Raw genomic sequence first — 20,170 nt, forward strand, 5'->3', positions numbered from 1 at the left:
GCCGCCGTGCCCGGTCCTCGAAATGTGACCGCGAAACCTTTCCCGTCCGATATGGAGTGACCGGCGTCATAATTTGTTGTTTCGGGCAACAAACCCATCGCCGATCCTCGATATATTACCAGCCGGCTTTTCCGACATTCGGCCAGATGAATGCGGTTACAGACGGGACCGGCGGGTGGGGCCGGATGGTGGGCGGGGTTGCGGAGGGGCGGCCGGTGAACGATGCAAGAACTTGCTGAAACTTTCAGGTCCAGTTGCGGTGCCGGTTTCACCGCCATAGATTTCGCGGTCATCGGGCCTCGACGGTTCCGATCCGGCCCGGCTGAGTGTGCGGCTCGCTGGGCGGTGCAGCGACGCCGACGTCGCTTGAACCCCGAACTTCCAGCCCATCTCACCGGATGCGGCGGCTATCCCCTTCAGGAGTGACCCGTGATGTGTTCCGAGCCGGTTCGTTTCGACACCGGCGCCGCGACCCGGCGGCGGTTCCGGTGAGCAGGCAGGCCGACCTGCTCGCCCGGGAGTCGCGTCACCTGGCTCCGGGAGCCTCCGAAGAGGCGGCGCTCGGCCGGCGGGTGTTCGTCGAGGGCCGCGGCGCGACCCTGCGCGACGCCGACGGTGTGGAATACCTCGACTTCGCCGCCGGTACTTTGACCCAGTCACTCGGGCACTGCCACCCCGAGGTGGTGGCCCGGCTCACCGAACAGGCCGGGAAGCTGTGGAACGTCCACGACTTCGCGACCGCCGACCGCGCCGCGCTCTGCGAACTGCTCGCCGAACTGCTGCCCGACCACCTCACCACGCTCGCCTTCTTCTCGACCGGCGCCGAGGTGGTGGAGGCGGCACTGCGGACGGTCCAGGCCGTCGCCGAACCCGGCCGCAACCGGGTCGGGGCACTGCGGCACGGCTTCCACGGCAAGACGATGGGCGCCCGCATGCTGGTGCACTGGGACGTGGGGGACCAGTCGTTCGCCGGCAACAGCGTGCTGGGGTACGCCCCGTACTGCTACCGGTGCCCGCTGGAGCTGAGCTATCCGTCGTGCGAGGTCCGATGCGCCACCCTGGTACGCCGGCACATCGCCGAGAAACCCAACGTGAGCGCCCTGTTCTTCGAACCGGTGCTGGGCGCGGCCGGCGTGATCGTGCCGCCACCGGGCTACTGGGAGCAGATCGCGGCCGCGTGCCGGGACAACGGCGTACTGCTGGTCGCCGACGAGGTGCTCACCGGCGGCGGCCGGACCGGAACCTTTCTGGCCAGCGAGGCGATCGGGGTCGCCCCGGATCTGGTCACGTTGGCCAAGGGCACCGCGTCCGGTTTCCCGTTCGCCGTGCTCGCCGGGCGTGACGAGGTGCTGCGGCATCCCCGGGCCGGGCTCGCCGGATCGACCGCCTCCACCTACGCCGGCAACCCGCTCGGGATCGCCGCCGCCCACGCCACCCTCTCGGTGATCTCCCGCGACCGGCTGATCGAGCAGGTCCGGGACCTCGGCGCGGTGCTGGCCGACCGCCTGGCCGAGATGCACGACCGGCACCCGCACCTGGGCGACGTGCGCGGCATCGGCCTGCTGCACGGGCTCGAGTTCGTGCACGACCGGCAGAGCCGGCGGCCGGCCCCGGAGATCGCCCGGCGGGTCTACACCACCGCCCTCGACGCCGGTCTGCGCACCGCCATCGGCGGGCACATCATCCGGCTCGCGCCGCCGTTCGTCATCGACGAGACCGAGCTGCTGCGCGGCCTGGACCTGCTGGACCGGGCGATTACCGAGGCCGGGCGGGTGACGGCATGACACCCCGGCCGGTCAGCACGATCGACGTGAGCCTCGCCAGCCTGCTGCGCACCGCCGACTGGCCGCACGAGGATCTGCGCGGTCCCGGCGGGGTGCGGATCCTCGACGAGGCGATCCTCGGCCCGTCCCGGTTGCTGATCGTCGCGGCCGAACGGAACCCCGAGAGCCGCTACTTCGTCGCCGTTCTGCGCCACGATCCGTCCCGGGAGGCCGTCGGCGACGCCGCCCACGACCGGGCCGTGGTCCAGGCGATGCGCGAGCGGCTGGCACTACCCACCGCAGCCGGCCATCTGATCGTCTTCGACGGTGACCCCGCGCCGTTCCGAGCCACCCGGCCGTTCGACCCCGGGTGGTCGACCAACGCCCTGTCGCTGGCCGATCTGGACGGGACACTGCACATCCACAAGGCGTACCGGCTGGTGTCGGCCGCCACCCGGGAACCGCATCTGCTGCGGCTGATGCATCGCGGCGGCCGTACCCAGCGATGGGCCGGCGACTACCACTACGTGGAGCAGCCCTCCGGGCGCCGCTACCCGCTGGGCCTGCTCTACGCCTATGCCGAAGGCGACAGCCTCGACCTGCCGCTGCGGCACAGCATCCGGTCGATGTGGCCGGCGCTGCTGGGCGGCACCGAACCGGCCGGCGCGGTGACGGCCGCGCAGCGGTCCATCGCGGGCGAGCTGCCCGGCGTCGGCCGGTTCCTCCGCGACTTCCATACCGAACTGGCGCAGCGGCTGGAACCCGCGCCGACGTTCCCGGTGAACGCCTACCTGCGGGAGACCGCCGAGCGGGTGGCGGCGCTGGGGTGCCGGATCAGCGCCGACGAACGTTACCCCCGGCCGGTGCGCGAGGCGGTCGTCGCCGCCCTGACCGGCGAACTGGACCAGGCCACCACCAGCGCGGTGCGGGTGCCGTGGCCGGCCGGCCCGTCGCACGGCGACCTGCACCTGTCGCACATCCTGCGCCGGCAGACACCGGACGGCTGGCGGCTGTGTGTGATCGACCTGTCCACGCCCGCCCCCGACCCGGCCGACCCGCTCGGCGCCGCCCAGTCACCGTGGCAGGACCTGGTGGCGCTGCTGCGCGGGCTGGAGATCTTCACCGCCGACGAGTTCGTGCACCAGGCGGCCCTGCGGCTCGGCGCCGACCAGGACGACACCTGCCGGACCGTGCTGCTGATCAGTGCCGGGCAGACCCCGGACACGCCGGGTTGGACCGGGTCCCGGCTCACCGCGCTGCGGCGGATGCACGACGCGGCGTCGGTGTGGGCCGGACAGGTCCGCCGGATGCTGCTGTCCGGTTATGCCGACGGCGGCGAGGCGGCCGAGGAGCACCCCGCCTGGCGGATCTTCCGGCTCCGCCGTCTGTTGCACGAACTGGACTACGCGTACGCCCACGACCAGCACTACCACGCGGCGATCAACCTTCGACACGTCCTCCAGACCTACCGGCCGCCGGTCACCGGGGAGAGCTGAGCACATGCACATCATCGAGACGTACTTCGAATGCGGCGGCTTCGACCACCGGTTCATCCAGGGCGGCACCTCGGTCTATCTCTGGCAGCTGTCGCGTGGCCTGGCCGACCTGGGACACCGGGTCTCCATCGTCACACCGGCGCACGGCCGCCTGGACGATCTGCGCCGGCTGCACGAGGTCGAGGACCTGCCCGGCACCGACGAGTACGAACTGCCGCTGGTGCTCGACCCGCGCGTGTGGGGCGAACGGTTCCCGGCCCAGATGGACATCGCCCTGCGGACCACCGCGCATCGGATCCGGCTGGCGGGCGTGGACCTGTACTTCCTCTCCAACGAACTGCTCGATCAGTTGCCGGACCGGTTCTATCCCCCGTACGAGAGCAAGGGGGTTGATCTGGTCTTCTTCAAGCCGCTCGCCTATCAGGTGGCGGCCATCCGGTTCATCAGGTCGCACTTCGGTGACCAGCGCGCGATCGTGCACGCACACGAGCCGTTCTACCACTACCTGATGCCGGCCGCCTTCGCCGCGGACCCGGCCAAACACGTGGTCAGCACGGTGCAGAGCAACATGCCGATCAACAAGTCGGTGTACCGGGCCGAGGTGGCGCGGCTGCTCGGCTTCCTCGGCGCCCCGAACGCGCTGCCCGCCGACGATCCGGCCGGCAGCCGTTCGCCGCACACCGTGGCGATGAGCCAGTACCAGCAGCTGACCCACCTGCACTACGAATACCCGCCGGACCACGTGCGGGTCTACGACCTGGTGGCCGAGCACGCCGACCGGATCGACTTCCTGTCGCCGGGGCACCGCGACTACTACACCTGCTTCGCCGACACCCCGTTCGCGCAGCTGTTCGCCACCCTGCCGGTGTCGCGGACGGTACGGCGCAACGCGGACAAGACGTTCGTCGGCGGCTGCGCCGTCGGTGACGAGTGGGTGACCGGCGAGCTGCCCCCGGTCGACCGGGAGAAGGTGCTGGCCGGGCTCGGCCTGGACCCGGACCTGCCGGCCTTCTACCACAACGCCCGGTACGCGGTCAACCACAAGGGGCAGGTCGAGCTGATCCGGGCCGTCGACCGGGTGCTGAGCGGCGGCGTGCGGGCCAGCTTCATCGTGCGCTGCCTCAGCGACGCCGGGATCGCCGACCCGCTCTTCCACGAGGTGGTGGCCCGCCACCCGGGCCGGGTGAATCTGGAGTGGCACCGGGTGCCGGAGGACCAGCTGCGGGAGTACGCCCGAGCCGCGGACTTCTGTCTCTTCCCGTCCAAGTTCGAGATGGACACCTTCCTGATCGCCCAGGGTGAGGCGATGGCTGCCGGTGCGGTACCGATCGCCACCGCCCAGCTGGGGATGGCGCACTTCGGTCACGTCGCCGACCCGCTGACCGGGCCGGACGCGGCGACGGCCACCGGATTCGCCGTCAACCGCTCGTTCGCCGAGGACGATCCGCTGCTGGTCCAGGGCCTGACCGAGCAGATCCGCCGGGCCGTCACGCTCTGGAACGAGCAGCCCGGCCAGTACCGCCGGTTGTCCGCCAACGCCGTCGCCCGGGCCCGCGAGTTCACCTGGCGGCGGGCGGCCCAGGCGCACGAGGCCGCGTTCGCCGGGGTGTGGGCCGGCCGTACCCCCCGCCTGCCGGTCGGTGACCTGCTGCGGTTCGGCTGGTTCGACGAGCTGCCCGCGGACGCCTGGACGCTGCACCGCGACGAGATCGCGGAGGTGGCCCTGGCCCACGGCGACGCCGACGCCTACCTGCGCTGCCGGCCCGACGACCTCGACGCCCTGGCGGCACTCTTCGAGCGGGCCTGGGCCCGGGCCGACTTCCCGGCCTGCGCGCGGACCGTAGAGCTGGCCGAGGAGCACCGGCAGGAGCGGGTGCCGCAGTGGCGGGCCCGGCTCGCCGGCCGCGGCCGCATCGACCGCGACGGTCGGCTGCACTACCGTCCGCCGTCCGCCGAACGGGTCGAACTGGTCTTGCCCGACCTGGCCGAACCCCTGCGCGGAACGGTCACCGTGACCGCGATGGCTCCGACCGGCGACACCTTCACCGGACAGCTGCCGGCCGGAACCCGGCGTGCCGACCTGCTGCTCACCCTCAGTGACGGGCGCACCGTCTGGGACGAGGTGACGGCATGAGCACGGGCGTACGGGCGGTGCTGCTCGCCGGTGGTGAGGGACGGCGGATGGGAGCGCTCGGCGCGGGCCGGCTCAAGCCGCTGGTGCCGTTCGGGGGCGCGGCCCGGCTGATCGACTTCAGTCTGGCCAATGCCCGCGACTCCGGCCTGGACCAGGTGCTGCTGCTGTCGCAGTACCAGGAGCGGCAGCTGATGGACGACCTGCGGCGCACCTGGTGGCAGCCGGGGTTCCGGGTGCACTTCGGGCCGTACGACCGGGCCTACACCGACGGGATCCCGGTGGAGTACGAGCCGCCGACCGGGCCACCGGAGCGGGGCACCGCGGACGCGCTGATCCGCAAGGCCCCCTACCTGTTCGGGCCGGATGTCACCGAGGTGCTGGTGCAGCACGCCGATCACGTGTACCGCTTCGACTACCGGCCGATGATCGCCGAGCACCGCGCGTCCGGTGCCGCGTTGACCGTGTCCTACCAGCGGATCGACCGCCGGTACGTGCACCTGTTCGGGATGGTCGAGTTCGACGACCGTAACCGTCTGGTCTCGTTCGTGGAGAAGCCCGCCGAACCGACCAGCGACCTGGTGTTCGCCGCGTTCTGCGTGTTCGACGCCGCGGTGCTGCACCGCTACCTGGAACTGCTGGACGGCACCGACTGGCAGCACGACATCAGCCGCGACGTCATCCCGGCGATGCTGGCCGCCGGCGAGCACATCCGCGGCTGCCCGGTGCCCGGCTACTGGGCCGACATCGGCACCGTCGAGCGCTATCACGAGGCCCACCTGTCGCTGGTGGGCACACCGCCGTCGCTGGCCGTCGACGCCATGCCGTGGACCGTGGCGCCCCGGACCGCCCGGGCACTGGTGACCTCGGCCGACGGTGTGCGGCACAGTGTCGTACCGGCGGACCTGGTCAACCACGGCACCGTCGAGCGCAGCGTGCTCTTCCCGGCGGCGCGGATCGGGCCCGGCGCGACGGTGCGCGACAGTGTGCTGCTGCCCGGAGCGGTGGTGCCGGCCGGCGCGGAGATCGACGGCGCCGTGGTGCTCGAGGACGGCACCGTCCAGCAGGTCACCACCGGAGCCCGGCGATGACCGGCGCCGTCCGGGCCGTGCGATCCCGTGAGGTGTACCGCAACCCGTGGATGAGCGTGCGCGAGGACGACATCGTGCACGCCGACGGCTCGCCGGGCAGCTACGGGGTCGTCACCAAACCCGATTACGCGCTGATCATCCCGCGGGACAACGGCCTGCTGCACCTGGTGGAGCAGTACCGCTACCCGGTCGGCGGGCGGTTCTGGGAGTTCCCGCAGGGCTCGTGGCCGGCCGACGCCGCCGGCGGTGCCGCTGACCTGCTCGCCCGTACCGAGTTGGCCGAGGAGACCGGGCTGCGGGCCGGCCGGCTGACACCGCTGGGGCGCATCCACGTCGCGTACGGCTACGCCAGCCAGGGCTGTCACGTCTTCCTGGCCGAACAGCTCACAGCGGGGCGCTCTCAGCGGGAGCGCACCGAGTCCGACATGCGCCAGCGTGCCGTGGACGCCGCCGGCTGGGCCGACCTGGTCGGCTCCGGCCGGATCACCGACGCCGCGACGCTCGCGGCCTACACCCTGCTGCGGATGTACGACAGCGGAACGCGACAGCCCATGCCGGAAGGAGCCGAATCGTGCACGTGGTGAGCTTCGCCTTCGAAGCCCTCGCCTTCGACGTAGGGATGATGCGCGGCGGGCTCGCCCCGCTGGCCTGGGAACTGGCCCGCCACTACGCCGCCCAGGGACACCGCTCCTCGATCGTCACCCCGGCGCACGGCCGCCTGCCGTACCTCGCCGAGCGGTACGACCTGGTCGAACTCGACTACCGGGACGAGCATGTCGTTCCCGTGGTCCCGGACCCCGACGTCTGGGCGGGGCAGCCCCGCGAACTGGGCCTGCCCCTGGTCACCCGGGCCCACCTGCTGCGGCACGAGGGCGTCGACATCTACCTGCTCAGCGACGAGTACCTCGATCTGCTGCCGGAGCGGCTCTACCCGGCCGGCACGAGTGAGGGCAGCGACCTGGCGTACTTCAAACCGCTGGTGTTCCAGGTCGGTGGGCTGCGCTTCCTGCAGTCCCGGCTGGCCGGTGACGAGCCCGCCGTCGTGCAGGCCTACGAGCCGTACTACCACTACCTCCTGCCCCCGGTGCTGGCCGGCGACCCGCGGTTCCGGGTGATGTCCACGGTGGCCAGCAGCATGCCGATCGACCTGGGTGTGTACCGGCCCCAGGTGGACCGCCTGCTCGAGCACTTCGGCGCCGGCACCGACCTGGACCGCTATGTGGAGAGCCCGGTCGCGGCCGGCGCCGACCATCCCGCGGCCACCCGCGAGGCGGCGCTGGGCGCGGCGATGGCCGGATACCTGCCGACGACCCGGCTCTCCAGCGGGCGGCGGCGGGCCGACTACGTGGGCCTGTTCGCGCTGATCACCGACCACTGCGACACGGTGGACTTCCTGACCCCGGGGCAGCGGCGGTTCTACTCGACGTTCCGGGACACCCCGTACGAGGCGGCGTTCCGGCGGACCGCGGTGGCCCGGGTGGTCCGGGAGAACGCGGCGAAACAGTTCGTCGGCGGCTGTGCGCTGCCGGAGAACTGGCTGCGGCGGGACCCGGCCGAGGTGGACCGGGCGGCGTACCTCTCCGGGCTCGGGCTGGACCCGGCGCTGCCGACCTTCTACCACGTGGGCCGGTACTCGCCGCACCACAAGGGTCAGGTGGAGCTCTTCCGGGCGGTCGAGCGGATCCTCGCCACCGACACCCGGGTCAACTTCGTGCTGCGCTGCGCCACCTCGGCCGGCGGCGGCGGCGCCAGGATCGGTGACCCCGCCTTCCAGGCGGTGGCCGACCGGCACCCCGGCCAGGTGCGGCTCTTCTGGACCATGGCCGACGAGGACGAACTGTTCACCGAGGCGGTGGCGGCGGACTTCGGGTTGTTCCCGTCCAAGTACGAACTGGACACCTTCCTGACCGCCCAGGGGCAGCTGTGCGCCTGCGGCGCGGTGCCGATCGGGACCGCGCAGGAGTCGACCCGGCACTACCGGCACCAGCTGGCCACCGACCATCCGCTGGCCACCGGATTCGCCCTGCCGCGCTCCTTCACCCCGGACGACGAACGTCTGACCGGCGCTCTGGTGCGTACCATGCGGGAGGCGCTGCGGATGTACCGCGACGAACCGGGCGAGTACCGGCGGCTGGCCGGCAACGCCGCCGAACTCGCCCGCACCTTCCGCTACGCCGAGGTGTCCCGGCGACGGCTCGCCCACTTCGCGAAGCTGCTCGACGGCACGCCGACAGCGGCCGACCCGGAGCACGTCATCGGGTGCGGCTGGTTCGACCAGTTGGACGCCGCGCAGTGGGCGGCCCACCTGCCGCAGATCCGGCGCGAAGCGATCCGCCTCGGTGACCTGGAGACGCTGCGCCGCTGCGGCCCGGTCGACCCGGGCGCGCTCGGCGCACTGTACGAGGCCGCGTACCGGCGTGCCGACTTCGACCGGTGCGTGCGGGTCGCGGAACTGCTGGGCGACCGGGGCAGCGAGGCGGTGTCGCTGCGCCGGCGCTGCCGGGTACGGCCGCACGAGCAGGGCTGGGAGATCCAGTACCGGGCGCCGGGCGCCGAGCAGGTGGCCCTGGTGGTCGGCGGTACCGCCCACCGGATGCACGGTTCGGCCGGCCGGTTCAGCACGGTGCTGCCCACGGTGCCGATGCCGTCACCGGTGTTCCTGCTGACGCTGGCCTCCGGACGGTACGCGTGGGACGCCCCACCGGCCACCGCACACCTCGCCGACCTCGCCGGTCAGCCGCACCCGGCGCAGCCGGTCGGGGCCGGGGGCCGCTGACATGGACGGCATCGGCACCACACCCCCGCGCGACCACCGGGTCGTCGCGACCGACCTCGACGGCACCCTGCTGCGCTCCGACCTGACCGTGTCCGCCCGGACCCGCGCGGCGCTGCGCGACGCCCGGGCGGCCGGCATGATCCACCTCGCGGTGACCGGCCGCCCGGTGATCGACACCCGCCGGCTGCTCGCCGGGCTGGGCTACACCGGCCCGGCGGTCTGCGGTCAGGGCGCCCAGGTGTACGACTTCGGCACCGACCGGCTGCTGCTGAGCCGCAGCCTCGACACCGACCTGGTGCGCGAGCTGGTGCGCCGGATCGCGCAGCGGACCGGTCCGCTCGCGCTGGCCGCGGTGAGCGCCGGCCTGGGCACCGAGTTCCTGGTCACCGCCGGTTTCGGTGCCCCCTACCAGCAGCATCGCTGGCAGCTCGTCGACGAGCCGGACCTGTGGCGTGCGCCGGTCGCCAAGGTGCTGATCCGGCACCCGGACCACGACGACGACACGCTCGCGGCACTCGCCGACGAGGTCTGCGGCGCGGCGCTGTCGGTGATGCACGCCGGTCCGGGCCTGGTCGAACTGCTGCCCGGTGACACCAGCAAACGCACCGGCCTGGCCTTTCTCGCCGCCGAACTGGGCTTCACCGGGGCCGACACCATCGCCTTCGGGGACATGCCCAACGACCTGCCGATGTTCGACTGGGCCGGGTACGGCGTCGCGATGGCTAACGGCCACCCCCGGCTGCGCGACCGCGCCGACGAGATCACTGTCAGCAACGACGCGGACGGCGTGGCCGTGGTGCTCGAACGTCTGCCCGCCGTCCGGGCCGGAAACCGAAAGGCAAGCCTGCGATGACCACCACGACGGATGCCGCGCTGATCGAGCTGGCCGGACGGTACGGGGTGTCGGTCGACTGGACCACCGACCGCGGCGAGCCGCGGACGGTGCCGGCCGACACGATCCAGCGGATCCTGGCTGTGCTCGGTGTGGACGCGAGCTCCGGCCCCGCGATCGCCGCCGCGCTGCGTGCCGCGGACGACGACGCCCGGCACCGGCTGCTGCCGTCCTGCGTGGTGGTGCGGCAGGGGGAACCGGCCAGGGGAGTCCACCCGGTGGCCGGGGCCGCCTATGTGGTGGCGACCGAGGACGGTGGCCGGCACGAGACGGCCGACCCGCGCAACGACCTCGGCCGCCTTCCGATCGGATACCACACGCTGCGCGTACGGGTGGGCGACCGGTCCGCCGCCGCGCCGGTGATCGTGGCTCCGGCCGTCCTCGGCACCCCGGACCGGCGGCACTGGGGGATGCTGGCGCAGATCTACTCCGTACTGTCCGAACGGTCCTGGGGGATGGGCGACCTCGGCGACCTGGCCGACCTGACCCGCTGGTCGGCCCGGCTCGGGGCGTCGTTCGTGCTGGTCAATCCGATGCACGCCTACGTGCCGGACCGCCTGGCCGACCCCACGCCCTACCGGCCGGGCAGCCGGCGGTTCGCCGACCCGATGTATCTGCGGCTGGCCGACGTCGCCGAGTACGCGACCGCGGAACCGGCGGTGCGGGCCGAACTCGACCGGGCCGCCCGTCAGGGACACGAACTGACCGCCGAGGTGCTGCACCGGAACGCGCTGATCGACCGGGCTCGGGTGTGGCCGGTCAAGCGGAACGCCCTGGAGCGGCTCTACCGGGCACCCCGCACGGCCGGGCGGTCCGCGGCTCTGGCCGCCTTCACCGCCCGCGAGGGCCGGGGTCTCGAGGACTACGCCACCTGGTGTGCGCTGGCCGAGGTGTACGGCACCCGCTGGCGTTCCTGGCCGGCCGCTCTGCAATCCCCGCACGGCCCGGCGGTCGCCGCCGCCCGCCGCGAGCTGGTCGACCGGATCGATTTCCACCGCTGGCTGGCCTGGCTCGTCGACGAGCAGATGGCCGCGGCCCAGGCGGCCGCCGTCGGGTCCGGCATGGCGATCGGCGTGATCCACGACTTGGCCGTCGGCGTCGACCCGGAGGGTGCCGACGCGTGGGCGGTGCAGGATCATCTGGCCGGCGGTGTCACGGTGGGCTGCCCGGCCGACGACTTCAACCCGCTCGGGCAGGACTGGGGGTTGCCGCCGTGGCGCCCGGACACCCTGGCCGAAGCCGGTTACCGGCCGTTCGCCGACGTGATCCGCGGCACCCTGCGGCACAGCGGGGCGCTGCGGCTGGACCACATTCTCGGCCTGTTCCGGCTCTGGTGGATCCCGGCCGGGAGCGGCGCCCGCGACGGTGCCTACGTCCGCTACGACCACGAGGCCATGCTCGGGGTGCTGGCCGTCGAGGCGTTCCGGGCCGGGGCGATGATCATCGGCGAGGATCTGGGCACCGTCCATCCGGCGGTCCGTGCCGAACTCGCCGACCGGGGCATCCTCGGCACGTCCGTGCTGCGCTTCGAGTACCAGGGCGGATCGGAGAACCGCAGCGGGCCGCTGCCGGCCGACCAGTGGCGTGCCGGCTGCCTGGCCACCCTCACCACCCACGACCTGCCGAGTACGGCCGCCTGGCTCAGCGGTGAGCACGTGGACCTGCAGGACCGGCTGGGCCTGCTGAACCGGCCCCGAGCCGAGGTGGCCGCCGACGCGGCGGCCGAACGTGACGGCTGGCTGGCCGAGTTGCGGCGCACCGGTCTGCTGGAGCACGAGACCGCCGTACCGGGGATGAGCGCCGAGTCGCTGGCCCTGCACCGGTTCCTGGCCCGGACCCCGGCCCGCCTGGTCGGAGTGTGGCTGCCCGACCTGGTCGGCGACCGGAGGCCGCAGAACCTGCCGGGCACCAGCACCGAGTTCCCGAACTGGCAGCTGCCGGTCGCCGACGCCGACGGCCGGCCGGTGGCGATGGACGACCTGGCGTCCTCGGCCGGCGCCCAAGCGGTCGCCGGCCTGTACGCCGCATCGGCCGAGCCGGCCACCACACCCTGACCTCGCTGACCCGCACCTTTCAAGGAGATCCATGTCGGAGCACACCGACGTCCTCGTCCTCGGCGGCGCCGGCGTCGACACCATCGCCTACGTGCCCGAACTGCCGCTGCCGTTCCAGGACAGCTACGTGGTCGCGGCCATCGAACCACGAGCCGGGCAGACCGGCGACAACGTCGCTCTCGGCCTGCACACGCTGGGCCTGCGCACGATGCACGTCGACGTGCTCGGCGACGACCCGGAAGGTGACCTGGTCCGGGCCTTCCACACCCGGCACGGTCTGCCGTTCGCCGCCCTGCCCACGGCCGCCGGCACCAAGCGGGCGGTGAACCTGGTCGGCCCGGACGGCCGCCGGCTGTCGCTGTGGGACGGCAGCCGGGAAGCCGAGGAGGACCGCTACCCGGCCGCCCTGATCGCCGCGCACACCGCCCACGCCCGGCACGTGCACGTCTGCATCACCCCGCCCGGGCAGCACGTGTTCGGCCAGCTCAACGACCTGCCGGTCACCGTCTCCACCGACCTGCACAATTGGGACGGCGCCTACGAGGGCTTCGAGGTCTACGCCTTCAACGCCGACCTGGTGTTCCTGTCGGCGACCGCGCTGACCGACGTGGCCGCGACGATGCGCCGCGTCATCGACCGGGGCCGGGCCCGGCTGGTGGTGGCCACCGACGGCGCCCACGGCGGATCGGTGCTGGTGCGCGGCGAGACGGAGGTCCGGCGGTACGCGGCGGTGGCCCCCGAGGCGCCGGTGGTGGACTCCAACGGCGCCGGTGACGCGTTCGTGTCCGGCTTCCTCTTCGGGCACCTGGCCGGCGAACCGCTGGAGACCTGCCTGCGCTACGGCGCGATCGCCGGCGCCTACGCGTGCACCATCCCCGCCACCCGGGCCGGCGCCATCGACCGGGCCGCGCTGCTGCGGCCGGCGGCGTGAAGCGGCCACCGCACCACCCGGTCACGGTGGCCGACGTGGGCGGCACCCACCTGCGCTGGGCACGGTGGTCACCGGACGGCGGACTGGGCGAAGTGCACACCACGCCGTCTCCGGGGCACGCCCGGCGGCCCGGCGCCGGTGCCGCCGACCTGCAGGCGGAACTGATCCGCGAGCTGGCGTCGCGGGTCGAGCCGGGTGCGCGGGCCGGTGTCTCGCTCGGCGCGGCCATGGACCACCACAGTGGTACGGCGTACGCCTCCGCGCCGTTGTGGGGTCCGCAGGTCAGCCCGTTCGACGTGCCGGCCGCCCTGCGCGCCGCCCGGCCGGACGTGCACTGGACCGTGGTCAACGACGTCACGGCGGGGCTGCTGCACCTGGCCGAGATGGTTCGCGACGCCGGCGTCCGCAAGGCGTGCCTGGTCACGATCAGCACCGGCATCGCCTGCCGGACGATGGACCTGCGCACCGGCGGTATCCCGGTCGACGCGGCCGGCCTCCAGGGCGAGATCGGTCACCTGCCGGCGACCGTGCTGGCCGACGGGGTGCCGGTGGTGACCCGCTGCGACTGCGGTGAGCCGGGGCACGTGGCGGCGTCCTCGTCCGGGCCGGGCATTCGACGGGTCGCGGCCGTCCTGGCCCGGCGTGACCCGGCCACCTGGGCGGGCTCCGGGCCGACCACCCGGATGATGGCGGGCTCGGGCTTCGAGGACGCGTTCCGGGCCGCTCTGGACGACGGCGATCCGGTCGCGGCGGACCTGCTGACGGCGGTGACCGCCCCGATCGCGGACCTGCTGCGGACCGCCCTCTGCCTGGACCCGGAACTCGACCTGATCGCGCTGACCGGTGGAGTCGCCCACGGGCTGGAACCGCACTACTCGGCGGCGGTGCACGACCACCTGCGGCGCCGGGGGCTCTACCTGACCTCCGAGCGGGAGCCGGACTGGTTGACCGGGCGGATCCGGGTCGTCCCGCCGGCGACGGCCGATCCGTTGGTCGGCGCCGGTCTGGCCGCACTGGCGGCGGGGCCGGTCCCGGCGTACTCCGGTGGTGGCCGGGAAGCGTTGGTCGGGCGATGAGCCGGCACCGCGCGATCGTGCGCACCGGCACCGGCGTGGTGGTCGCCGACGTCCCGACCCCGGTGCCGGGGCCGGGAGAGCTGTTGGTCGGCACCGAGTGGGCGGGACTGTGCGGCACCGACATCCAGATGCTGCGCGGCCTGCGCGACGATCCCGAACCGATCATCGGCCACGAGGGGATCGCCCGGGTGATCGCGGCCGGCGACGGCGTGCCCGGCACGCTGCGGCCGGGGACCCTGGTGGCGGTCAACCCGACCCACCGGGACGATCCGTCGTTCCTGCTCGGGCACAACGTTCCCGGCCTGCTGCAGGAACGGACGCTGCTGCCGGCCACCGCGGTCTCCGGTGGCTTGGTGCTCCCGCTGCCGGACGGCACCGACGTCACGCTGGGCCCGCTGCTGGAACCGCTGGCCGTGGTCAGCTATGCGCTGAGCCAGCTCGGCGCCGTCCGCCCGGCCACCCTGGTGATCGTCGGCGACGGAACGGTGGGTCACCTGGCCGCCCGGGCTGCGGTGACCTGGCTGGCGGAGCGGCCCCGGGTGGTGCTGGTGCACCACACGGCAGCGGGGCGGGACTTCAGCGCGGCCGGGCCGCATCCGGCGGACGTTCTGCTCACCACCGGCGAGCTGGCGGGCAGACCGCTGCCGGGACCGGTGGCCGCCCTGCTGGCGACCCCACGGGACGCGACTGTCGAGGCCCTGGAGGCGGTCCTGGCCGCGGCCGGCGCCGATGTGCTGATCGACGTGCTGGGCGGCCTGCCCCCGGGCGCGCGATCGGCGATGCTGCCCGGTGTCGATCTCACCGCCGTGCGGGCGGCCAACTGCGGCGGCTTCCCGGAACCGGCTCTGGTCACCACCACCTCCGGCGGAACCCGGCTCTTCGGGCATCGCGGGGTGGGCAACGCGCACCTGCGGGCGGCGGCCGGCGAGCTGGCCCGCGACCCGGACCGGTACCGGGATCTCGTCACCCATCGCAGCGATCTGGCCGGCGCGGCCCGGATCATGACCGCGCTCCGGAGCGGCCGGGACCGGATCATCGACGGCCGCCGACTGGTGAAGCTCGCGATCCAGGTCAATGTCAGAGAGGATCATCGATGAGCGGGACTCTGGTGGGCCGCCGCGCCCTGGTGGTGGGCGGAACCACGGGCATCGGCCGGGGCATCGCCGACGCGTGGGCCGCGGCCGGCGCCGAGGTGACCGTCTGTGGCCGCAGCGAGCCGGCCGGCGATGGCGCCGCCGGGTTGCACTGGGAGCCGCTCGACCTGACCCGGACCGGGGAGGCCGGTGCGCGCCTGGAACGGATCGCCGGTGACCGGGTCGATCTGGCCTGCTTCGCCGCGGTCTCCTACGGGGCCCGGCGCGCCGTCTTCGAGGACGTGGCGGTGGACGAATGGCGTACCCAGCTGGACATCAACGTGCACGGCCTGTGGCTCACCCTGCGGGCGGCACTGCCGGGGCTGCGTGCCGCCCGGCCCGGCCTGTTCGTGGGCGTCTCGTCCGAGGTGGTCTACAACGCCGGGCCCGGCCGCTCCGGGTACACCGCCTCCAAGGCGGCCGCGAAGGCGCTGCTGGAGTCGGTGGCCCAGGAGGAGGACGAGAGCCGGGTCCGGATCGTGCAGGTGCTGCCGGCCGGGATGGTCGATACTCCGAGCATCCGGCGCCGTCGCCCGGCCGGCTTCGACTACAGCGACTACATGGTGCCCGCCGATTTCGCGCGCAACGCGCTGGAACTCGCCGCCACGGCCGGCGCCGGCCACCACGGGGACAGCCTGGTGGTCGACAGGGGCGGCGACTGGTGGTCGGTGCGCGAGCGGATGCCGGTGTCGCAGAGCCGGCCGGTGCGGACGTGACCTGCCGGGTGGGGCTGACCGAGTGGCGGCTGGCGCCCTCGGGTGCGGCGGCCATCCGGCTGGCCGCGGCGGTCGGTGCCGACGGGATCCAGCTCGACTTCGGCGGCCCGGGCCGTGGCGTGCTGGTGGACGGCCCGGGCCGTGCCGGGCAGCTGCGGGCGGTCGCCGACGAGGCGGGAGTGGACCTGCTCGCGCTGGCCGGCAACCTGCTCAACGACATCGGGCTCACGTCGCAGCCGGCGGTGGTCCAGCCGGTGCTGGCCCGGCTGGCCGACACGGCGACCGAGCTCGGGGTGCCGCTGCTCATCGTGCCCAGCTTCCGGCGCAGCGCGATCACCGACGCGATGTCCTTCACCCGCACAGCAGCCGCCCTGCGCTGGGCCGTGTCGCTGGCCGAGGCCCGGGGAATCGTGCTGGCCAGCGAGAACGTCCTGCCCCCGGCGCGGGCCCGGCAGCTGGTCGAGGAGGTCGGCTCACCGGCTTTCCGGCTGCTGCTGGACACCTTCAACCCGGTCCGGTACGGACTCGACCCGGCCTGGCTGGCCACCGAGCTCCGGCCGTGGTGGGCCGACCAGATCCACCTCAAGGACGGCCCGCCGGACACCGGGCCGTCGCCGCTGCTCGGTGCGGGACAGGGCGGGGTGCGGCGCACCCTGACCGCGCTCAGGGGGAGCCCCGCACCGGTACGGGCCCTGGTGCTGGAGAACGACTACCGCGACGGCCACGGTGCGCGGCTGCGAGCGGACCTGGAGTGGGCCCGCCGGGCCGCGGTGAACGCGAGAGAATCCGAGAAAGGGAAGCTGACGTGAGTGGTGTCGAGACGGTAGGGGTGCACGCGGATGCGCACCGCGACTCGTGGCAGGTGCGGGCCCAGAAGCAGATCACCTACGAGGTGCGCTTCCGGGACGACGTGTTCGGGCTGGACTCCACCGACCTGCTGGAGGCCGGGGCGGACGGGGCCGGTTCACGGCGGCGGTTCGTGGTGGTGGACAGCGCCGTCGACGCCTTGTACGGGTCCCGGATCCGGGAGTACTTCACCCATCACGGCATCGATCATTCGATCCTGGTGATGCGGGTGGGCGAGACGGTCAAGGACTTCGACACGGCGGGCCGCATCGTCGCCGCGATGGACGCCTTCGGACTGGCCCGCCGCCGGGAGCCGATGATCGTCGTCGGTGGTGGGGTGCTGATGGACGTGGCCGGTCTGGTGGCCAGCCTCTACCGGCGCGGCACGCCGTTCCTGCGGGTGCCGACGACACTGGTCGGACTGATCGACGCGGGTGTCGGCGCGAAGACCGGGGTCAACTTCAACGGCCACAAGAACCGGCTGGGTACGTACGCCCCGGCTGATCTGACCCTGCTGGACCGCCGCTTCCTGGCCACCCTGGACCGGCGCCACCTCAGCAACGGGCTCGCCGAGATGCTCAAGATCGCGCTGATCAAGGATGCCGAGCTGTTCCAGCTGCTGGAGCGGCACGGGCGGGTCCTGATCGAGGAACGGTTCCAGGGCCGTACCGGAACCGGTGACCGGGCCGCCGTCCGGGCCCTGCGCGCGGCCACCCATGGCATGCTGGAGGAACTCGGCCCCAATCTGTGGGAGAGCCGGCTGGAACGCAGTGTCGACTACGGGCACACGTTCAGCCCGACCATCGAGATGCGCGCGCTGCCGGCTCTGCTGCACGGCGAGGCCGTGTGTGTGGACATGGCGCTGACCACGGTGCTGGCGTACCGGCGGGGTCTGCTCGACGTCGCGCAGCGGGACCGGATCTTCGCGGTGATGACCGCCCTGGGCCTGCCGACCTGGCATCCGCTGCTCACGCCGGAGGTGCTGGAGGCGGCGTTGCAGGACACCGTCCGGCACCGGGACGGGTGGCAGCGGCTGCCACTGCCGGTGGGGATCGGGGGTGTCACGTTCGTCAACGACGTGACGGCCGCCGAGCTGCAGGCCGCCGCGCTGATGCAGCACCGGCTCGCCGAGGACGCCCTGCTGCTGCGCGCCTAGCTCGGGCCGCGGACGCCGATCGCCGGAAGCGACCGGCGTCCGTCCGCCCACCGGTTGCCGTCAGGTCCACCAGGAACGGTTGGCGCGATACCACGCGACCGTTTCCGCGATGCCGTCGGTGAAATCGACCCGCGGCCGGTAACCGAGTTCCCCGGCGATTTTCGAATAGTCGAGAGAATAGCGCCGGTCGTGACCTTTGCGATCGGTCACGAAAGATATGCGCGAAGCCGGGGCGCCGCACGCCTCGAGGAGGATCTCGGTCAATTCGAGATTCGTCGCCTCCCACCCACCGCCGATGTGATAGACCTCGCCTGCCCGGCCGGCACCCAGGGCCAGGGCGAGACCGCGGCAATGGTCGCTGACGTGGAGCCAGTCGCGGATGTTGCGGCCGTCGCCGTAGACCGGTACGTCGAGCCCGTCGAGCAGCCTGGTGACGAACAGCGGAATCATTTTCTCCGGGAATTGCCGGGGCCCGTAGTTGTTCGAGCAGCGGGTCACCACGACGTCCATCCCGTGCGTCTGGTGGTAGGCCAGAGCGAGGAGGTCGGACCCGGCTTTGCTCGCGGCGTACGGCGAGTTGGGCGCCAGCGGATGGCCCTCGGCCCACGAGCCGGTGTCGATCGACCCGTACACCTCGTCGGTGGAAACATGCAGGAAGCGGCCGATATGGTGGCGTAGCGCGGCGTCCAGTAGCACCTGAGTGCCGACCAGGTTGCTGGCCACGAAGGGGCCGGAGGCGACCACCGAGCGGTCGACGTGGGTCTCGGCGGCGAAGTGCGCCACGGTGTCGTGCCGCGCCATCAGCCCCTCGATTAGACCTTCGTCACAGATGTCGCCCCGAACGAAGCTGAAACGAGGGTCCGCCGACGCTTCGGCGAGATTTCTGAGATTGCCTCCGTAACCCAGTTTGTCGACGACCGTAACCTGCGTCACGGGTTGTGGTGTGGCAATGTCGCCACTGATCAGGGAAGTTACAAAATGGGACCCGATAAAGCCGGCTCCGCCGGTGACCAAGATTTTCATCGCCGGGATTGTAGCAATGCCGCCAATGGGTGCCCGATGTTCGGCCGAGCCATTTACGGGGCTTGCTGATATGGTCGGTCACGTGCGCGGAATATTGCTGGCCGGGGGAACCGGCTCACGGCTTCGACCGGTGACCTGGGCGGTTTCCAAACAACTGATGCCGGTCTATGACAAACCGATGATCTACTATCCGCTGGCCACGCTCGTCAGCTGCGGGATCCGGGAGATCCTGGTCATCACGACCGAGACCGAGGCCGCCCAGTTCCAGCGGTTGCTGGGTGACGGCTCGCAGTGGGGCCTGCGTCTGGAGTTCGCCGTGCAGCAGCGCCCCGGGGGCATCGCCGAGGCCTTCCTCATCGGCGAGGAGTTCCTGGCCGGTGGGCCGGTGGCGCTCATGCTCGGCGACAACCTGCTGCACGGGGTGGACTTCCGCCCCTGCGTGCAGCGGGCACGCGAGACGGCCGGTGGGCACGTCTTCGGAGTGGCGGTGGCCGACCCGTCGGCCTACGGGGTGGTCGAGTTCGACGCCGCCGGGCGGGTGCTGTCCATCGAGGAGAAACCGGTCCGTCCCCGCTCGCCGTACGCGGTTCCCGGCTTCTACCTCTACGACGCCGATGTGGTCGAGACGGCCCGGTCGCTGCGGCCCAGCGCCCGCGGGGAGCTGGAGATCACCGAGGTCAACCAGGCCTACCTGCGGCGCGGCGCACTCTCGGTGACGCTGCTGGGTCGGGGCGCGGTCTGGCTCGACACCGGCACCCTGGCCGACTGCATGCGCGCGGTCGACTACGTGCGCGCCATCGACGAGGGCCAGGGCATCAAGATCGGCTGTGTGGAGGAGGCGGCCTGGCGGGCCGGTTTCCTCGACACCGCGCAGCTGCGTGCCCTCGCCGAGCCGTTGATGAGCAGCGGCTACGGACAGTACCTGCTGGCTCTGACCGGCGACGGGCTCAGCCGTACCCCGCAGTGGCCGGCCTTGACCGCCGCCGCCGGGTGAGCGGCCCGCGGAGGGTGACCGGCCCGGGCGGCGAAGGGCCGGCCCCCCGCGAGGCGAGGAACCGGCCCGGTCCGTGGTCGCCGCAGCGCCGG

16 protein-coding genes are annotated in these 20,170 nt (G+C 72.6%); 15 read left to right on the forward strand and 1 reads right to left on the reverse strand.

All coding sequences use genetic code 11. The features are described from left to right. Positions 1 to 488 precede the first annotated feature (488 nt). Genes ACSP50_RS17825 through ACSP50_RS17890 form a run of 14 tightly spaced genes read left to right on the forward strand, consistent with a single transcriptional unit; the run spans position 489 to position 18,061 of the window. Complete coding sequence (locus tag ACSP50_RS17825; RefSeq protein ID WP_014690634.1) at positions 489 to 1,784, forward strand: aspartate aminotransferase family protein; 1,296 nt, start codon at positions 489 to 491, stop codon at positions 1,782 to 1,784. Further along, positions 1,781 to 3,259: a 1-epi-valienol-7-phosphate 1-kinase gene (locus ACSP50_RS17830; RefSeq protein ID WP_014690635.1), complete on the forward strand. Its 1,479-nt coding sequence runs from the start codon at positions 1,781 to 1,783 to the stop codon at positions 3,257 to 3,259. The genes ACSP50_RS17825 and ACSP50_RS17830 overlap by 4 nt, the downstream gene beginning before the upstream one ends. 4 nt (positions 3,260 to 3,263) lie before the next feature. Next, positions 3,264 to 5,393, forward strand: a complete 2,130-nt coding sequence (locus ACSP50_RS17835) for a glycogen/starch synthase (RefSeq protein WP_014690636.1) — start codon at positions 3,264 to 3,266, stop codon at positions 5,391 to 5,393. After that, positions 5,390 to 6,481 carry a sugar phosphate nucleotidyltransferase gene (locus tag ACSP50_RS17840; RefSeq protein ID WP_014690637.1) on the forward strand — a complete coding sequence of 364 codons (1,092 nt, stop codon included), beginning with the start codon at positions 5,390 to 5,392 and terminating at the stop codon, positions 6,479 to 6,481. The genes ACSP50_RS17835 and ACSP50_RS17840 overlap by 4 nt, the downstream gene beginning before the upstream one ends. Continuing rightward, positions 6,478 to 7,065 (forward strand): NUDIX hydrolase, encoded by a 588-nt coding sequence (locus tag ACSP50_RS17845; RefSeq protein WP_014690638.1) that lies wholly within the window; start codon positions 6,478 to 6,480, stop codon positions 7,063 to 7,065. The genes ACSP50_RS17840 and ACSP50_RS17845 overlap by 4 nt, the downstream gene beginning before the upstream one ends. Then, positions 7,053 to 9,257, forward strand: a complete 2,205-nt coding sequence (locus ACSP50_RS17850; protein WP_014690639.1) for a glycogen/starch synthase — start codon at positions 7,053 to 7,055, stop codon at positions 9,255 to 9,257. Before ACSP50_RS17845 ends, ACSP50_RS17850 begins: the two co-directional genes overlap by 13 nt. Position 9,258: 1 nt before the next feature. After that, positions 9,259 to 10,110: an HAD family hydrolase gene (locus ACSP50_RS17855; protein ID WP_014690640.1), complete on the forward strand. Its 852-nt coding sequence runs from the start codon at positions 9,259 to 9,261 to the stop codon at positions 10,108 to 10,110. Further along, a complete protein-coding gene (malQ, locus tag ACSP50_RS17860; protein WP_014690641.1) occupies positions 10,107 to 12,203 on the forward strand; it encodes a 4-alpha-glucanotransferase in 2,097 nt (698 codons plus the stop codon). Before ACSP50_RS17855 ends, malQ begins: the two co-directional genes overlap by 4 nt. A gap of 31 nt (positions 12,204 to 12,234) precedes the next feature. Then, positions 12,235 to 13,134: an adenosine kinase gene (locus ACSP50_RS17865; protein WP_014690642.1), complete on the forward strand. Its 900-nt coding sequence runs from the start codon at positions 12,235 to 12,237 to the stop codon at positions 13,132 to 13,134. Then, entirely contained in the window at positions 13,131 to 14,210 is a 1,080-nt protein-coding gene (gene acbM / locus ACSP50_RS17870) for a 2-epi-5-epi-valiolone 7-kinase (protein ID WP_014690643.1), read from the forward strand. Before ACSP50_RS17865 ends, acbM begins: the two co-directional genes overlap by 4 nt. Continuing rightward, positions 14,207 to 15,307: an alcohol dehydrogenase catalytic domain-containing protein gene (locus ACSP50_RS17875; protein WP_014690644.1), complete on the forward strand. Its 1,101-nt coding sequence runs from the start codon at positions 14,207 to 14,209 to the stop codon at positions 15,305 to 15,307. The genes acbM and ACSP50_RS17875 overlap by 4 nt, the downstream gene beginning before the upstream one ends. Then, positions 15,304 to 16,059, forward strand: a complete 756-nt coding sequence (locus tag ACSP50_RS17880) for an SDR family oxidoreductase (protein WP_014690645.1) — start codon at positions 15,304 to 15,306, stop codon at positions 16,057 to 16,059. Before ACSP50_RS17875 ends, ACSP50_RS17880 begins: the two co-directional genes overlap by 4 nt. Continuing rightward, on the forward strand, positions 16,056 to 16,868 hold the full coding sequence (locus ACSP50_RS17885) for a sugar phosphate isomerase/epimerase (protein ID WP_014690646.1): 813 nt from the start codon (positions 16,056 to 16,058) through the stop codon (positions 16,866 to 16,868). Before ACSP50_RS17880 ends, ACSP50_RS17885 begins: the two co-directional genes overlap by 4 nt. Then, complete coding sequence (locus ACSP50_RS17890) at positions 16,865 to 18,061, forward strand: sedoheptulose 7-phosphate cyclase (protein WP_014690647.1); 1,197 nt, start codon at positions 16,865 to 16,867, stop codon at positions 18,059 to 18,061. Before ACSP50_RS17885 ends, ACSP50_RS17890 begins: the two co-directional genes overlap by 4 nt. 60 nt (positions 18,062 to 18,121) lie before the next feature. Here ACSP50_RS17890 and rfbB read toward each other — a convergent pair whose 3' ends face one another. After that, positions 18,122 to 19,084, reverse strand: a complete 963-nt coding sequence (gene rfbB / locus ACSP50_RS17895; RefSeq protein ID WP_014690648.1) for a dTDP-glucose 4,6-dehydratase — start codon at positions 19,082 to 19,084, stop codon at positions 18,122 to 18,124. Between the two features lie 82 nt (positions 19,085 to 19,166). On the opposite strand from rfbB, the gene rfbA reads away from it, so the two are divergent. After that, entirely contained in the window at positions 19,167 to 20,078 is a 912-nt protein-coding gene (rfbA, locus tag ACSP50_RS17900; protein WP_043514542.1) for a glucose-1-phosphate thymidylyltransferase RfbA, read from the forward strand. Positions 20,079 to 20,170 lie beyond the last annotated feature (92 nt).

This window comes from Actinoplanes sp. SE50/110 (assembly GCF_900119315.1).
Classification (GTDB): domain Bacteria; phylum Actinomycetota; class Actinomycetes; order Mycobacteriales; family Micromonosporaceae; genus Actinoplanes.

Bases quoted from the DNA above. Each gene is read 5' to 3' on its own strand.
- ACSP50_RS17830 (WP_014690635.1), top strand. From the start codon at position 1,781: ATGACACCCCGGCCGGTCAGCACGATCGACGTGAGCCTCGCCAGCCTG.
- ACSP50_RS17855 (WP_014690640.1), top strand. From the start codon at position 9,259: ATGGACGGCATCGGCACCACACCCCCGCGCGACCACCGGGTCGTCGCG.
- ACSP50_RS17845 (WP_014690638.1), top strand. From the start codon at position 6,478: ATGACCGGCGCCGTCCGGGCCGTGCGATCCCGTGAGGTGTACCGCAAC.
- ACSP50_RS17840 (WP_014690637.1), top strand. From the start codon at position 5,390: ATGAGCACGGGCGTACGGGCGGTGCTGCTCGCCGGTGGTGAGGGACGG.
- ACSP50_RS17875 (WP_014690644.1), top strand. From the start codon at position 14,207: ATGAGCCGGCACCGCGCGATCGTGCGCACCGGCACCGGCGTGGTGGTC.
- ACSP50_RS17835 (WP_014690636.1), top strand. From the start codon at position 3,264: ATGCACATCATCGAGACGTACTTCGAATGCGGCGGCTTCGACCACCGG.
- ACSP50_RS17880 (WP_014690645.1), top strand. From the start codon at position 15,304: ATGAGCGGGACTCTGGTGGGCCGCCGCGCCCTGGTGGTGGGCGGAACC.
- malQ (WP_014690641.1), top strand. From the start codon at position 10,107: ATGACCACCACGACGGATGCCGCGCTGATCGAGCTGGCCGGACGGTAC.
- ACSP50_RS17865 (WP_014690642.1), top strand. From the start codon at position 12,235: ATGTCGGAGCACACCGACGTCCTCGTCCTCGGCGGCGCCGGCGTCGAC.
- rfbB (WP_014690648.1), bottom strand. From the start codon at position 19,084: ATGAAAATCTTGGTCACCGGCGGAGCCGGCTTTATCGGGTCCCATTTT.